The sequence below is a fragment of the Corynebacterium efficiens YS-314 genome, assembly GCF_000011305.1.
Lineage (GTDB): Bacteria > Actinomycetota > Actinomycetes > Mycobacteriales > Mycobacteriaceae > Corynebacterium > Corynebacterium efficiens.
In genome coordinates this window covers 2,918,075-2,931,808 of the sequence record NC_004369.1, presented here as the reverse complement: position 1 = coordinate 2,931,808, position 13,734 = coordinate 2,918,075, and the positions used below count along the sequence as shown (strand labels likewise).

Genomic DNA, 13,734 nt, shown 5'->3' with positions numbered 1-13,734 from the left:
TGATCTGCGGCATGGCGTAGCCGCCCGTTTCGCAGAGCGGGCGGCTATGTCAGGCGGTGGCCTCGAAGCGCAGTCGAAGTCCCAGGGCGTGGGATACCTTAATAACGGTGGCCAAACTGGGGTTACCGTCGGCGGACAGTGCCTTGTAAAGACCTTCGCGGCTCATTCCAGCTTGTCGCGCGATTTGACTGAAGTTACGTGACCGGGCGATAGCTCCCAGTGCTTGGGCGATGACCGTCGAGTCATCGTCACTATCGCTGTCTTCAATGACTGCCTCCAGGTAGGCAGCGACATCTTCGACGGTATTCAGATGGTTCGCTGTATCGAAGGGGGCGAAGGTCTCGGTGTTGGTGTTCATTCATGCACTCCTTGGGTGCGACGCCAGATGTCTGCGATGGCGTGGGCGGCTTTGATGTCGGTTTCCTGGGTTGACTTGTCTCCTCCGGTCAGCAACAAGACCAGGCGGTCCCGTTCGCGCAAGAAGTACACGCGGCACCCGGGGCCGTAGTCGATCCGCAGCTCGGAGATGCCTCCGCCCACTGGTTTGACGTCTCCCGGGTTATTAGCCGCTAACCGGTCGATTCGAACGAGCGCGCGGGCAGCCGCGCGACGATTCTTGAGCTTTCGTAGCCACCGGTCGAATGTCGCTGATGCGACAATTTCAACCATGTGTCAACTGTAGCTGACAGTTGTGGACTGTCACAACCTCCTAAATCGCCCGCCAATCTTCGTAATTACACAAAATGCCCCAGCCCCGGACCTGTGATCCGGGGCTGGGGCATTTCTGCTGCTCAGAGGCTGTTCAGGGCGTTAACGCAGGGAGCTGAACAGCTCCTCGGCCGCGTAATCATCCCAAATGACAACATTTCCCACGTCATAATCCGCGAAGGTGGCGATGGGGACGGTCTCGGTCTGGGTGCCGCCGCGCATGGCCAGGGCCAGGCGCGCCAGGTGCCAGACATGATCGCCCTCGCCGACGGTGAAGGTGCCCACGGCGTCACCGATCATGGGAAAGACCCGGAAGGGGTTGAGCAGCGTGCCGGGGGAGGTGGCGGTGTTCAGCAGGGAAGAGAAGAACTCCCGCTGACGCACCACCCGGTCCAGGTCACCCATGGCGGTGGCGCGGGTGCGCACATAACCCAGCGCGGTCGCCCCGTCGAACTCCTGGCAGCCGGCCTGGATGTCCAGGTTTGCCAGCGGATCCTGGATGGGCTCAGCCGGGCACATCTCCACCCCGCCGACGGCATCGACCATGCTGGCCAACCCACCCATGCCGATCTCCGCGTAGTGGTCCACGCGCAGGCCGGTGGATTCCTCCACGGTCTGCGCCAGCAGCTCCGGGCCACCGACGGTGAAGGCCGCGTTGATCTTGTCCATGCCCCACCCGGGGATGTTGACATAGGAATCGCGCGGGATCGACAGCAGGGTCGGCTCGCCGCTGCGGGGGATGTGCAGGACCATGATGGTGTCGGTGCGTCCGACCCCGATATCGCCTCCGGTGCCCAGGCGGGCAATATCCTCCTCGCTCAGCCCCTGTCGTGAATCGGAGCCCACGAGCAGCCAGTTCGTCCCGGCGGTGTTGGACACGCGGGTCTCCGGGGTGGCATCCACGCGGTTGAGCTGCGAATCAGCCCACAGGGTCACCACACCGACCAGCACCAGGATGACCGCGAACATGGTGAACAGGGAACCCAGGCAACCCCGTGGGCGCAGGCGGATCCGCGGCAGAGCACGGCGTTGACGTGGCGGTGGTCCCTGGGTGTTGACCACCTGCGGCAGTTCCTGCGGAACGTGGCCGACATGACCCGGGTGCTGGTAGGCCTGCGGGCCGGGCTGGTTCTGGGGCCGCGGCGGCATCTGCTGGGGCGGAAACTGCTGACGCGGGGCCGCCGGTCCGGGTTGCGCCGGGAAGATGCGGGTGGAATCCGCCGGCGGGGAGGCGCGACGTGGCGGGGCCGGCCGTTGCGTTGCTTGTCGACGCGCCCGCACCGGCCTGCCATAGCGGTCGAGGATGGGCCGACCCTGGCTGTCACGGGCGAAATCGCCCTGTCCACGTGAATCCATGGGTTATAGAGTAGCCCTAGTGCCATCGGATCACTGAAGGGGAACTCGGGGGCGTGCCTCAGGAGATGTCGAAGAGCCGACCACCGCGTTTGCGGGCCCGGACCACCACCGCGGAACGGATCCGGGTGGCACCGGCATTCCACGCCTTGTTGGACAGGAAATCGTAGAGCGCCCGCTGATTGGGCAGGGTGACATCCACCAGCAGCTGGAAGTCACCGGCGATCGCGGCGCAGTAACGAACCTGGGGGAGACCGGCCAGCTGGTGTCCGATGGCCTCCACCGACTGTGGGGTGGTCTGCACCCACAGCTGGGCCTCCACCGGCAACCCCATGAGGCTGGGTTCCACCAGCGCGCGGATGGTCACGCGGGTGTGGCGGAGCAGCCAGTCCAGACGCCGGGACACCGAACTCTCACTCAGGCCCACCCGGCGCGCCATGGATTCCAGGCTGGCGCGACCGTCCTCCTTCAGCGCTGCGATGATCGCCCGGTCTGTTTCATCCACCTCGCCGTCATGGTCCCAGTAGGGCTGGTCGTCTCCATAGGGACTCGCAAGGGCGGCCATCTCTTCGTCGGCAAGCACCCCGGCCCGCCAGCCGCGGATGGTCTTGAAGTATTTCAGCACCGGGTAGGTGGCGTAATGCGAGGTGCCCGGCGTGGCGGGGAGCTGGTTGATGAGGATGTCGGTCGGATCGCCGTCGTAATGCAGCTCGGTGACCACGTCGGTGGGCCCGGTGGTCAGATAGGCGTAGGAGGTGTCGGGGCGTTGCGCCACGGCCTCGCACGCCATCCGGCTGGCACCGGGGGTGCAGGTGAAGGAGGTGATGATCGCGGCCTGACGGTTCTCGATGCCGGCCACCGTCACCCGGTTGGTGGCCAGGAGTTCGGTGCCGTGCCTGGCGACGGTGCGTTCTGCCTCCCCGAGCGCCCGGGCGATTTTCCGCCAGGGGGCCCGGGGATCCACCTGGAGGGCACCGATGATCCGGCGCTGCAGTGGATCCAGGGTGGGGGAGGGGGACATTTTCTCAAACCTCGTCTCTGCCCATAGAGGGTGCTCAGCTGATTCTTGCATTAATTGGCGTAGTCCTGGCGGAAACCGTCGCACTAGGGTATCTGATGTGTGCATGGATCGGGTTCTGGCCATATTTGTGGCAGATTTCCCACCTTATTGATTCTGATGTGATCCGTGATGGATAGTGGGCGAAGTGAGATTCATTTCACATGCGTCGGCCGGTTGGAACAGACGGTTCCGTCACCCGCTGAGATAGCTCCCCTCATCCCCTCAAGGAGGCATCATGCCTGACATGCCTGAAGCGACAATCCTGATCGCGCTCGGTGATCCGAACTCCACGGATATCTGGGCCCTGGCCAACACCCCGGTGCTGTGGCTCTGCGCCCTCGGGGTGTTCGCCATCATCTGTGTGCAGACCGTCCTGTATATCCGCGCCGCCCGGGTTGCCGCCCCGGCGGTGGGGATGCCCATCAGCGAACTCAAACAGTCCTTCCGTGCCGGTGCGGTCGCCTCGATCGGGCCGTCCCTGGCGGTGGTGCTGGTGGCCATCGCCCTGCTCGCACTGTTCGGCACCCCGGCGGTCCTGGTGCGCATCGGCCTGATCGGTTCCGCGCAGGCGGAGGTTGGTTCGGCCAGCGCCGCGGCGATGTCGATGGGGGCGGAACTCGGTAGTGGCAGCTACACCCAGCAGGTATTCGCCGTGGCCTTCATGGTGATGAGCCTGTCCGGGGCCATGTGGATGTTGTGCGCCCTGATCCTCACACCGATCCTCAAGCGCGGAGGGAAGACCCTGGCCACCAGGAGTCCGGTGGCCATGGCGCTGATCCCCGCCGCGGCACTCCTGGGTGCCTTCTCCGCGCTGGCGGTGGGGGAGATGCCCAAATCCTCAATCCACCTGATCCTGGTGGTCGTGTCGGGCGGGGTGATGGCCCTCTGTCTCCTGCTGGCCAGAAACTTCAACCTGACCTGGCTGCGGGAATGGGCGCTCGGCTTTGCGATCATCATCTCCCTCGTCGCCGCCTATTTCCTCCACACCACCTGACACCCCTGATAGAGCCTGATAGAACCTGATAGAGAAGGACAAACCCCATGGCTATTACCTCCGCCCCACCGGTGACCACCCCGGCCCCCACGGCGCAGTCGGTTGCCGCCGATGCCGCGATGTCCCGCTTTGAAACTCAGACCAGCCGCTATGGGTCACTGACCATGACCGCTGGCCTGATCCTGTCCCTGCTCGGCCCCGCCTATTTGGTGTTCTTCGCGGATCTCCAGATCACTGCAGGCATGGTCTGGGTCGCCTTCCTCGCGGTCGCCGCCATCTTCGGTGTGCTGTGGTTCGTGGAACCCCTGACATACTTCCCGATCCTCGGTTCGGCGGCGATGTACCAGGCCTTCATGATCGGAAACATCTCGAACAAACTGGTGCCCGCCGCCATCGTCGCGCAGTCCTCCATCGGAGCCAAGGCCGGCAGTAAGAGAGGTGATCTCGCGGCGGTGATGGCGATCGGTGGCGCGGCCACCATGCACCTGCTCAGCCTGTTGATCTTCGTCGGTTTCCTGGGCACTTGGCTGGTGTCCCTGGTTCCGGTCGAGGTCATCGAGGTGGCCAGGCTCTACATCATGCCGTCACTCATGGGGGCGGTGCTGGTTCAGGCGATCGTCTCCATGCGCAATGTCCGGGCCACGGTGGTGGCCCTCGGCCTGGCTGTGGTCATCCAGTTGCTGGTCGTCCCCGCGTTTCCGCAGCTGGGGATGTTCGCCACCGCGGTGGTGGTGATCTCCTCGATCATCATCAACTGGGTTGTCCGTGACCGCCGGGGCCAGGTGACCATACAGTCGGAGGCAGCACCTGAGCCCAACCAGTGACCCCCGGCCAGACCACTCACCATCCAGATAACAAGGAGCACTGATCACCATGATCCCCACCGCACTCCCGGACACCCACACCCGGGACCTGCTGGAGATGTACCGGCACCTCCACGCCCACCCCGAACTGTCCATGCAGGAGCATGAGACCGCCACCTTCATCGAGGCGGAGCTCACCGCACTCGGGATCGAGCACTTCCGTTGTGGCGGAACCGGGGTGGTGGGTATCGAACGCAATGGTGACGGCCCCGTTGTCGCCTTCCGTGCCGATACCGACGGACTGCCCATCAAGGAGGACACCGGAGCAGAGTACGCCTCCACAGCCACCGGGTTCCTCCCCGATGGGCAGGAGGTACCGGTGATGCACGGGTGCGGACATGACACTCATGTGGCCACCGCGCTGGCCGCAGCCCGTCGGTTCCACGAGGAACGCGATCACTGGTCGGGAACGATCGTCTGGATCTTCCAGCCCGGGGAGGAGACCGCCGCCGGCGCCCGGGCCATGGTTGATGACGGCCTCTGGGACCGGGCCCCACGCCCGGAGGTGGTGCTGGGGCAGCACGTCTTCCCCTTCCCGACGGGGACCGTTGCGATCACCCGGAATGCCGCCATGGCGGCTGCCGATTCCCTCCGCGTCATCCTGTTCGGTGCCCAGTCACATGGTTCCCAGCCGCAGGATTCGGTGGATCCCATCATCCTCGGGGCTCATATTCTCACCCGGCTGCAGACCATTGTGTCGCGGGAGGTGGCACCGCTGGATCCGGCGGTGGTCACGGTGGGCACCTTCCACGCCGGTTTGAAGGAGAACATCATCCCGGATAGAGCGGAGTTCACCCTCAATATCCGCACCCTGACCGGAAGGGTGCGCGAGCAGGTGCTGGCCGCCGTGGAGCGGATCGTCTATGGGGAGGCCCAGGTGTCCGGCGCGCCGAAGCCCCTGATCGAGGAGCTGTACACCTTCCCCCAGCTGATCAACGATGCGGAACACACCGAGCGGGTCATCGACGCACTCCGGGGCGAACTCGGTGAGGACAACGTCTCGCTGGTACCGCCGAAAATGGGTTCCGAGGACTTCGGCTGGCTGGGTGAGAGCATTGGGGTGCCCTCGGTGTTCTGGATGTTCGGCGGTGCAGATCCGGCGGATGAGAACCCCGCGAAGAACCACTCTCCCTTCTTCCTCCCCGTCCCCGAGCCGACCCTGGTCACCGGGGTACGGGCCATCATGAGCACCGTCGGATCCTATCTCGGCAGGTGAGAGGCGGCGGCCTCGCGGGCTTCCTCCTGTCGTCGCCGGTTGCGCCGGTTCCGCCAGGTCGCCCACAGCGCAATGGCAATGATCAGCGCGATGATCGCCAGATCCAGCTTCATCCACCACGACAACTGTGGCTGCCACCCGCCGGGTTCCTCCTCCGCGCCCAGGGGCGCGTGGTCGCGGACGGCGGTGACCAGCAGGCGGTCTGAGTTGATGCCGTACGGCGTGCAGGTGATGAGCACGAGCTTGTCGACGCCCTCCTCATAGGTCACCGCATCGTAGTCCTCCGGTTTCACAACCTCGGATCCGGTCATCCGGTACCGCAGGGTCTCACCGAGGACACTGATGTACACCGGCTGACTCTCCTCAAGCTTGTAGAGGTTGTCGAACATGCTGGCATTGACCATGCCGGTATGCGCCGTGATGGCGGCGGTGTTCCCCTCACCACCAATAGGGAGATCACTGCCGTACATATGACCCGCACCGCGGTAGAGGACGTTATCTCTGGTGCCGTGATAGATGGGCAGTTCCACGCCGATATCCGGGATGGAGATCCGCCCCAGCACCGTGCTGCGCTCTGAGGGCAGCAGCTGCGTCAGATAATCCTGATACACCGGGTCCGCTGGATCCTCCGGTCGGTAGTGGTGCCCGGAAGCATCGAGGTAGGAGTTGTAGTCCTCCGCCCTGCGCCGGATATCCGCGAGCGCATCCGGTGACTCAACCGACCCGACCTCCTCCTCATAGATCCGGGCGACCTGACTGTTCTGATAGTCATTCCACACCGTGGACACCACCGGGTACAGCAGGATCAACACACTGGCGATGAGCAACACCAAGGAGAGCAGGCGGTTCTTCCTGCCGGTGTCCTGCTCCCTGTCCTCCAGTCTGTGCAGCGCCATTTAGCGCCTCCGGCTGTATATGAAGAACGACAGGGCACCCAGCGCCAACAACAGGCCCATACCGAACACCCACACCAGCGATGTTCTACCGGTTGCAGGCAGCATCGCCTCAAAATCCACGTCCACCGGATATGCGTTGGTCACCGCGAGTGCCAGATCCGGGGTGCTTGCCGACACCGCCGTGATACCCAGACCAGCCTTAAACACGGCAGAGCGGGCATAGGTGCCATCATGTGGTTCGGGTGGAAGGTCGGTTCCATCCACAGCCCAGAACACCTCCGGACCTCCAGCCCCCGGAGCTGGTACCTCTTCACGGACCAGCACGGAGATCGGGGCAAGCGTTGTGGAATCGATCAGGGGAACACCTGCGATGGTGAATGATCCACCGGTACTGATCGCATCAGCTGGATCGGGGCCCCAGGTTGTCCCCCCGTCGAGCGAGTACTGGAAGTTATAGATCGCTCCCACATCAGCCGGCCCGTCAGTGCCCTTGGTGACCACGATGTCCCTGGTATCGATGTCATAGGCGTGCACGATGTTGACCGTGTGAGAGGTTGCATCATCTGGGATCACGAATGTGAAGGAACCGGTCTTCCATTCGTCACCCACGGTGGAGGCATCCACATACACCTGAGCATCGGCACCAACAATGACCCCGGCGGATTCCAGATTTGTTGGTGCACCTGCGGGGGTGACACCCGAAATCAGAGGTCCTACAGATGATTCAGCGAGGAAATAGGTATAGGGAGTTCGGGTGGGGGTATCTCCGGTGGGGCGAAGCGCTGCCTCTGCTGACAGAGGCGGATTTGTGGTTACGGTACAGACAGAACCCGGAAGCGCCCGGAGGGGTGTGGCCAAACCTGGGTCGGTGACCCCCGTGAGAGCAAGTTGAGTGGATGTGTAGGAGTAACCGGTACCGATATTCCCGGCGGCGTAGGAAACCCGGTCACCACCTGTGGCATCAATTCCCGTCCATTTATCAGCCTCGCACACCACATCGTAGGTGTATCCGTCGGAATGAAGACCCCGGCCAGAACCGACATTCGCCACATTGAGGTCAAGATCAATGAGGTCCCAGTGCTGGGCGAGGACGGCTGCGGTGGCAATGGGCAGGCCGATGAGGCGGTCTTCGCTCTGATTGGTCGTGGCGTTACCGGAGAGGGTCACAACATTCAGTTCGAGGGCCGTCACGGTGAACAGGTTGCCTTGATCGATCTGCTCTACCGTTTGTCTGTTGATAATTGCATTTGTCACAGGCTGTAGGACGGTCTTCAGCAGTGGGGAGAGACTGGTCACTAACAACGACACCACATCATTAGTGCCAAGTCGACCGATTAACGCACTAACAAGGGAATCAGGCCCGTCGAAGAGAAGTGCTTCAACTAGCGGACCGATACCTCCCACTAGTGTGGTAACCAGACTCCCCAGTAGGTCAACAGCTCCCAAGGTGCCGGTTCCGCTGAAAGTGAAACCAGAGTTGTTCAGAAGTTGCCCCAGTGTCCCATCGATCGTTAGCGTGCCACCGGCAAGTGTCAGATCGGGCAGAAGTGGCAGGGGGTTCGCCACTGTTAATCCATCGAGCAGTAAGGAGATGGACAATTCAGTGTCATAAAGACCGCCGGTATGCGTGACGTCATCTCCTTCAATAGTGTTTTGAAGTCGCGCCATGAGGCCTCTGGAGTTGTCAGCCTTTGAATCGGTCAGCAGACTGGTTACAGTCCCCGCGATTGCGTTGATATTGCTGGATGTCAGGAGAGGCGTATTCGGTGCAAGATTGCTCAGATCCCCTCCGTGCACTTTCTGCAGGTCAATTTCAATGGTTCCTGCGTCGAGATCAATCGCGACCAACCCGTTGGCATCGCTGAGGGGAGTGGCAACAATCGTCTCCACCACATCTGCAACCGGAACCTGTGCGGTGACACTCAGCTCCAGAGCGTCAAGCACAGTGATGCCTAATAGACCAAGAATCTCGTTGAGTAATGAGAGGGTCCCGGTAAGAATGGCTCCCACAGCCTGGAGGATAGAGTCAAGGGTGCCACCTGCGGCCAACGTAGAATTGAGTGCAGCCTCCAGCACTTGCAGTTCTGTTTCAATGGTGCCCATCAGATCTTTGACTACCGGGGCATCGATGATGATCTTTGCGTCTGCGATCCGGTAATCAGAGCAGAACCGCTTATCGTCCAGCCCGCTGGCTTCGAGGGCAGGGGTGACGGTGAAATACTGCTCGCCCAGAATGGGATGTGTGAGATCAGGGTGATGCAGATCGGAGTACACGACCTGGTTCATCCCTGTACACAGTGCTTCTGCAGCATCCCCGATATTGTGCCGTTCAGCTTTCGCACCCAGGACACCCAGTTGCAAGGATGCATCACTGATGAGGGTGCTGGTAAACAGTTCGCTTTGTTGGAGATTGAGAAGGCTCAGCAGATTGATTGAGGCGTAGGGATCGCCTTCACCTCCCCGGGTGAGGTCGACGGTTGAACCATCACTACCCACGAGGCCGACAGCGCCATAGGCTTCAGTGGGGGTTTTGGCGTTTGCAAATTCATGGACAGCCCCGAGGGTGGCTTCGTCCAGTGTGAATTCCAATAACCCGCCTGGGCCCACCAGAGGCAGGTCGATTGTGCCCAGATTGAGGTTGATGAGCTGCAGGGCTTCCAGATCAAGTTCTTGTTGTGCCTTGTCCTGCGGGTCGGGTGAATCACCATCGATCCAGGACTGCTCGGTGCCCTTGAGCTCAGCAATACTTAACCCGTCACCTGTGAGTAGGCCTTCCAACAACCGGAGATCCAGCTGCCCGCCGTAGCCGTAGGACAGCGCATTAAGGGGGATCTCATCAGCGTGCTGAGCTCCTGCATTAACCGGGGCGACCAGGCCACTGACCAGCAACACACTGAGAATGGTCGCCATGACACGGCGCAGTTTCTTGAACACGTTTTTACTCACGACGACCTCGCAGAATGATAGTCAGTCCGATGGCGGACAGGAGAAGCCCGACTGTGATGAACCCGAGGATGCTGGCACCGGTGGAGGCCAGCCCGGATGACCTGGTGGTGTTCTCCCGGGGAGTGGTGTCTGCAGGTGCGGTGACAGCACCTGTCGTGGGGGTGGGCGTTGCGGACCCTGCGGTGGGCGTTGCGGACCCTGCGGTGGACGTCGCGGTCGATGTCGGTGTGGTTGTTTTCCCTGCCGGGATGGTGGTCGGTGAGGGAGCTCCGGGTTGCACCACCCAGATCGAATGTTCATTGGAGCGGACCGAATCCCCACCGTTCTCTGGGTAACCATCCGGGTAGAGGGAGGCGATGTTGAGGATCTGGCTGCCCACCGGAAGGGAATCGGCTGCCTTGACGCTGAAGGTGAATCTGACAACAAGACCGGCATTGGCGGTGCGTTCCCGGGCGAGGAGGTCCAGGCCGGAATCGGTGAACACCGCCCGGACGACGGGATCATCCTGATGGCTCACGGTGTAATGCTCGCCGGCTCGCAGCCCAACCGATGCCCCGCGGCTCTCCAGCGATACCGACACCAAACCAGTGTCGGTTCGTGCCACCCCGTAGGGGAGCGCATCGCGGAGGATGTACCGGTGGAGCTGGCCGTTGATATCAGGCAGGGGGACCGTGCCGTCGAGCGTGTAGGTGAAGTCCCCACCGGGTTGAATGGAGGTCACATCCGCTGTTTTCAGCAGGGTCAGGGGTTGGGGTTTCGGGCCGATGATGACGTCGTAAAGCCCACCGCGGGGGATGGTGACCGTCGTGGGCGCGATGGAGAGCCGAGCCACATCGCCGACGTGCGTGGGGAGCTCGCGCACGGTGTAGATGCCCGGCGCGAGGTCGCTGAACCGGACCGTGTCGGTGTCGCTCCGGAGGACCACCGGGGCTGCCAGGGTGTCCCCGGTGAGCTCGAAGGCGACCGGGTGCATGCCCGGCGAGTCGAGCGTGGTGGGCAGTTTCTTCACGGTCAGCGACCCCACCTGCTCCTGCGCGTGGGTGGCCTGCGGGAAAGCCGCCACCACGATGGTGAGCAGGATGATCAGCAGTTTCTTCACCGGTTGTCCCTCCTTCGTCGTATCAACCACACCGTCAGGGTGAGGAGCAGCGTCAGCGCGCTCAGCGCCACTGCCCAGAACATCCACGGCTGCCAGGGGATCCCCGCAACCGGTTCGTCCACCGCGTCCAGCTCCACCCGTTCGCCGGTGACCAGTAGCCGGTGGGTGTTCACGCCGTAAGGGGTGCACGTGATCAGCGTCAACAGATCCGCATCCGCCCGGGCGCGCAATGCCCCGACCTCATGGGGCAGGACCACCCTGATCTGATCGACCCGGTAGGCCAGCGTGTCACCGAGCACATCCACCAGCACGAGATCACCGTCCACGACATCGACGAGGTTGTCGAAGAGTGTTGCCGTCGCGATCCCCGTGTGCCCAGTCAACACCGCATGTGTACCGGGCCCGCCAACCGGGAGCGCCGAACCGTAGAGATGCCCGACACCATGGGCCAGGGTCTGCTCCGATGTGCCGTGGTACACCGGAAGATCGATCTGCACCGACGGCACCCGGATGCGTGCCATCACCGGCGTGATGTTCAGTTCCTGCAGGTAGGAGAGGTAGTGGGGGTCGGCGTCGGGTTGCGGGTCCAGCCAGGGATCCCCCGTCGCCGGGGTGCTTATCGACGCATTCCACCGCCCCGCATTCTCCCACTGGGCCTGCAGCTCCGCCGCGTTGTGCTGCTGCATCTGCTCGGTATAGTCCCGGGCGGTCTGCGCCTGCTGGAGATTCTGATATTGGGTGCTCACCACCGGGGCCAGCATTATCCCGATTCCGAGAATGACCAGAAGCATGGGTGCGACCACAAAACGCAGCACATATCCCCGGCTCCGCCCATAGGCGGGGGCAGGCCTGGGAGGCGCGGGTTGCGTGTGGGCACCCATGATCAGTGACTTCTCTCTTCAGTTCCCCTGCCACGGGGAGTCCCACGCGGGGACGTCCCGTGGCAGGAGCGTTATCAGCGGTTGCGGTGATTACCTGCGGGCGCGGGTACCACCCCGGTTGCCACGCAGTGCCGCGAACCCACCGGCGATCGCCACGAGGACACCGGCGGCGATCATCGCCAGGGTGCCGCCACCACCGGTTGCGGGGAGCTGGCCGGTGATGCTGTCCTCGAGGTTGGTGACATCGGCGGTCATGACGAAATCATCGCCGCCTACCGTGGTGACCTCAGAAGGTTCAGGGTTTAACACATGGTCAGCTGGTGGGAGGGTCTGGACGACACAGAGATCCTCGTCGATCGGGGGAGTGGAAAAAGCGGGGGCACCGTTGTTTACCCAATTGGCCAGCTGAACACCGGTGACCGATGCAATACCCGAACCGTCGGATATGAAGGTGTCCATGGTTGTTGGAACGCCTCCGACTTCCTGGACGGCACTGATTGGCCCGTCGGACACTTCCCACTTATTCGAGTTGTTGAGGCTGCAACGCCATAGTTGGAACTCAGCTCCAGCAACGGTAAGCGGATCACCGTCCGCGTTGAGGTTGTTAATAATAAGGCTGCCCAAGCGCGTCTGGGCACCATCATTCGGATCATTCGGGTCATCTGTGCTGTAAGACAGTCCACCTGGCAGGTTGATTACGGCATGGTTTTCGATGATGCCGTTTGATGGGAGACTAAGGATATCCGCAGTGAAAGTGACCACCAGCTCCAAAGCGGGGTTCGTCAGGCGCATTCCCTGCAGCGCAGCAAGGTCAGTTGGCCCGAAATCAATGGTGAGCTGGTTGCCGTCACCATCGTCCAGAACTGGTGTGGTGTCGGTCAGGGGGAAAGCGACTGGAGTGGCTGTTGCGTCTACTTTGGTAGAAACAACAACTGTGGTTGCTGGTGTGAGCTCATCTGGGAGGTCATCCACGATGGAGAGGCTACTCAGATCACCGGCAGGCAGTGGTGCGGTGATTGTGTAGTTGAGGGTGGAGCCAAGGGTGGCACCTGGGTCACGCACATCCTTCTCAATCAGGATGTCAGCCTGGTTCTTGGGGTTAACGACCTGATGGTAGTTCCAGCCATCGGTTGTAGCGTCGGTGAAAGGCAGGGTGACGAGGAAAGGCTTAGCGACAGTATGTCCGGTTAGTGGGCTCTCCGTGACCAGATACACACCTGCGGTGAAGTCCGTGGTGTCGTCCGCATCAACGAGGACACTTCCGGTGATGGAATCTGTGGTTACTGTGAGGTCGCCGGTTCCATTGAAGGTAGCATCGGTGTTGACTGTTGCAGGGGTGAGATTGGCTACTTCCTGCCAGCCTGCCAGGGTGTCCAGTCCATTGGTGAGTACCACCTTTTCGATGGTGAACTCAGCAGCGAGTGGCGGTAGGTTGGTCAAATCTGCAGGGTCCGCAACCGGGAGGCCCTGGTACTTGTTGATCGTGAGACTGACTGGCGTGTTCAGGTTAACGGTGGATACCTGGCCTGCGCTGATGCTGGTTTGGGCGAGGGCGGTGGGGGTGAATACTGGTGCGCCGATGGTGGCGAAGCCCAGGGCGAGGCTGAGAACTGCTGCCGAGATGCGCTTATGCGTGGTGTGCATGATCTTCTTTCAGAAAAGTCAGGTGGAGCGCAGACATCTCGATTGAGGGTGTATCGCTCGGTGAACCTGTGAGC

The 13,734-nt window shown here is 62.1% G+C and carries 12 protein-coding genes; 3 read left to right on the top strand and 9 right to left on the bottom strand.

Translation table 11 applies throughout. The features are described from left to right. Positions 1 to 49: 49 nt before the first annotated feature. The 4 genes from CE_RS13595 to CE_RS13580 all read right to left on the bottom strand — a co-directional run bounded on the left by CE_RS13595 (position 50) and on the right by CE_RS13580 (position 3,082). Positions 50 to 358 (bottom strand): addiction module antidote protein, encoded by a 309-nt coding sequence (locus CE_RS13595; protein ID WP_006768883.1) that lies wholly within the window; start codon positions 356 to 358, stop codon positions 50 to 52. Then, positions 355 to 669, bottom strand: coding sequence for a type II toxin-antitoxin system RelE/ParE family toxin (locus CE_RS13590; RefSeq protein ID WP_006768884.1), 315 nt, complete (start codon positions 667 to 669; stop codon positions 355 to 357). The genes CE_RS13595 and CE_RS13590 overlap by 4 nt, the downstream gene beginning before the upstream one ends. A gap of 141 nt (positions 670 to 810) precedes the next feature. Next, on the bottom strand, positions 811 to 2,064 hold the full coding sequence (locus CE_RS13585; protein WP_011076067.1) for an LCP family protein: 1,254 nt from the start codon (positions 2,062 to 2,064) through the stop codon (positions 811 to 813). A gap of 58 nt (positions 2,065 to 2,122) precedes the next feature. Continuing rightward, positions 2,123 to 3,082 carry an Lrp/AsnC family transcriptional regulator gene (locus CE_RS13580; protein WP_231295102.1) on the bottom strand — a complete coding sequence of 320 codons (960 nt, stop codon included), beginning with the start codon at positions 3,080 to 3,082 and terminating at the stop codon, positions 2,123 to 2,125. 274 nt (positions 3,083 to 3,356) lie between these two features. Here CE_RS13580 and CE_RS13575 point away from each other — a divergent pair, with 274 nt between their 5' ends. Genes CE_RS13575 through CE_RS13565 form a run of 3 tightly spaced genes read left to right on the top strand, consistent with a single transcriptional unit; the run spans position 3,357 to position 6,194 of the window. Next, complete coding sequence (locus CE_RS13575) at positions 3,357 to 4,115, top strand: DUF5058 family protein (protein ID WP_006768888.1); 759 nt, start codon at positions 3,357 to 3,359, stop codon at positions 4,113 to 4,115. A 47-nt stretch (positions 4,116 to 4,162) separates the two neighbouring features. Further along, positions 4,163 to 4,939 carry a hypothetical protein gene (locus CE_RS13570; RefSeq protein ID WP_006768889.1) on the top strand — a complete coding sequence of 259 codons (777 nt, stop codon included), beginning with the start codon at positions 4,163 to 4,165 and terminating at the stop codon, positions 4,937 to 4,939. A 49-nt stretch (positions 4,940 to 4,988) separates the two neighbouring features. After that, positions 4,989 to 6,194 carry an amidohydrolase gene (locus CE_RS13565; protein WP_006768890.1) on the top strand — a complete coding sequence of 402 codons (1,206 nt, stop codon included), beginning with the start codon at positions 4,989 to 4,991 and terminating at the stop codon, positions 6,192 to 6,194. On the opposite strand, the gene CE_RS13560 is transcribed toward CE_RS13565, so the two are convergent. The 5 genes from CE_RS13560 to CE_RS13540 all read right to left on the bottom strand — a co-directional run bounded on the left by CE_RS13560 (position 6,179) and on the right by CE_RS13540 (position 13,660). Continuing rightward, a complete protein-coding gene (locus tag CE_RS13560; protein ID WP_006768891.1) occupies positions 6,179 to 7,090 on the bottom strand; it encodes a class C sortase in 912 nt (303 codons plus the stop codon). The two genes, CE_RS13565 and CE_RS13560, sit on opposite strands and share 16 nt — an antisense overlap. Next, positions 7,091 to 10,036, bottom strand: a complete 2,946-nt coding sequence (locus CE_RS13555) for a choice-of-anchor G family protein (RefSeq protein WP_011076066.1) — start codon at positions 10,034 to 10,036, stop codon at positions 7,091 to 7,093. After that, positions 10,029 to 11,165 (bottom strand): isopeptide-forming domain-containing fimbrial protein, encoded by a 1,137-nt coding sequence (locus CE_RS13550; RefSeq protein ID WP_011076065.1) that lies wholly within the window; start codon positions 11,163 to 11,165, stop codon positions 10,029 to 10,031. The genes CE_RS13555 and CE_RS13550 overlap by 8 nt, the downstream gene beginning before the upstream one ends. Beyond that, a complete protein-coding gene (locus CE_RS13545) occupies positions 11,132 to 12,016 on the bottom strand; it encodes a class C sortase (RefSeq protein WP_011076064.1) in 885 nt (294 codons plus the stop codon). The genes CE_RS13550 and CE_RS13545 overlap by 34 nt, the downstream gene beginning before the upstream one ends. A gap of 90 nt (positions 12,017 to 12,106) precedes the next feature. Beyond that, positions 12,107 to 13,660 carry a SpaH/EbpB family LPXTG-anchored major pilin gene (locus tag CE_RS13540; RefSeq protein WP_006768895.1) on the bottom strand — a complete coding sequence of 518 codons (1,554 nt, stop codon included), beginning with the start codon at positions 13,658 to 13,660 and terminating at the stop codon, positions 12,107 to 12,109. Between the last annotated feature and the right edge of the window lie 74 nt (positions 13,661 to 13,734).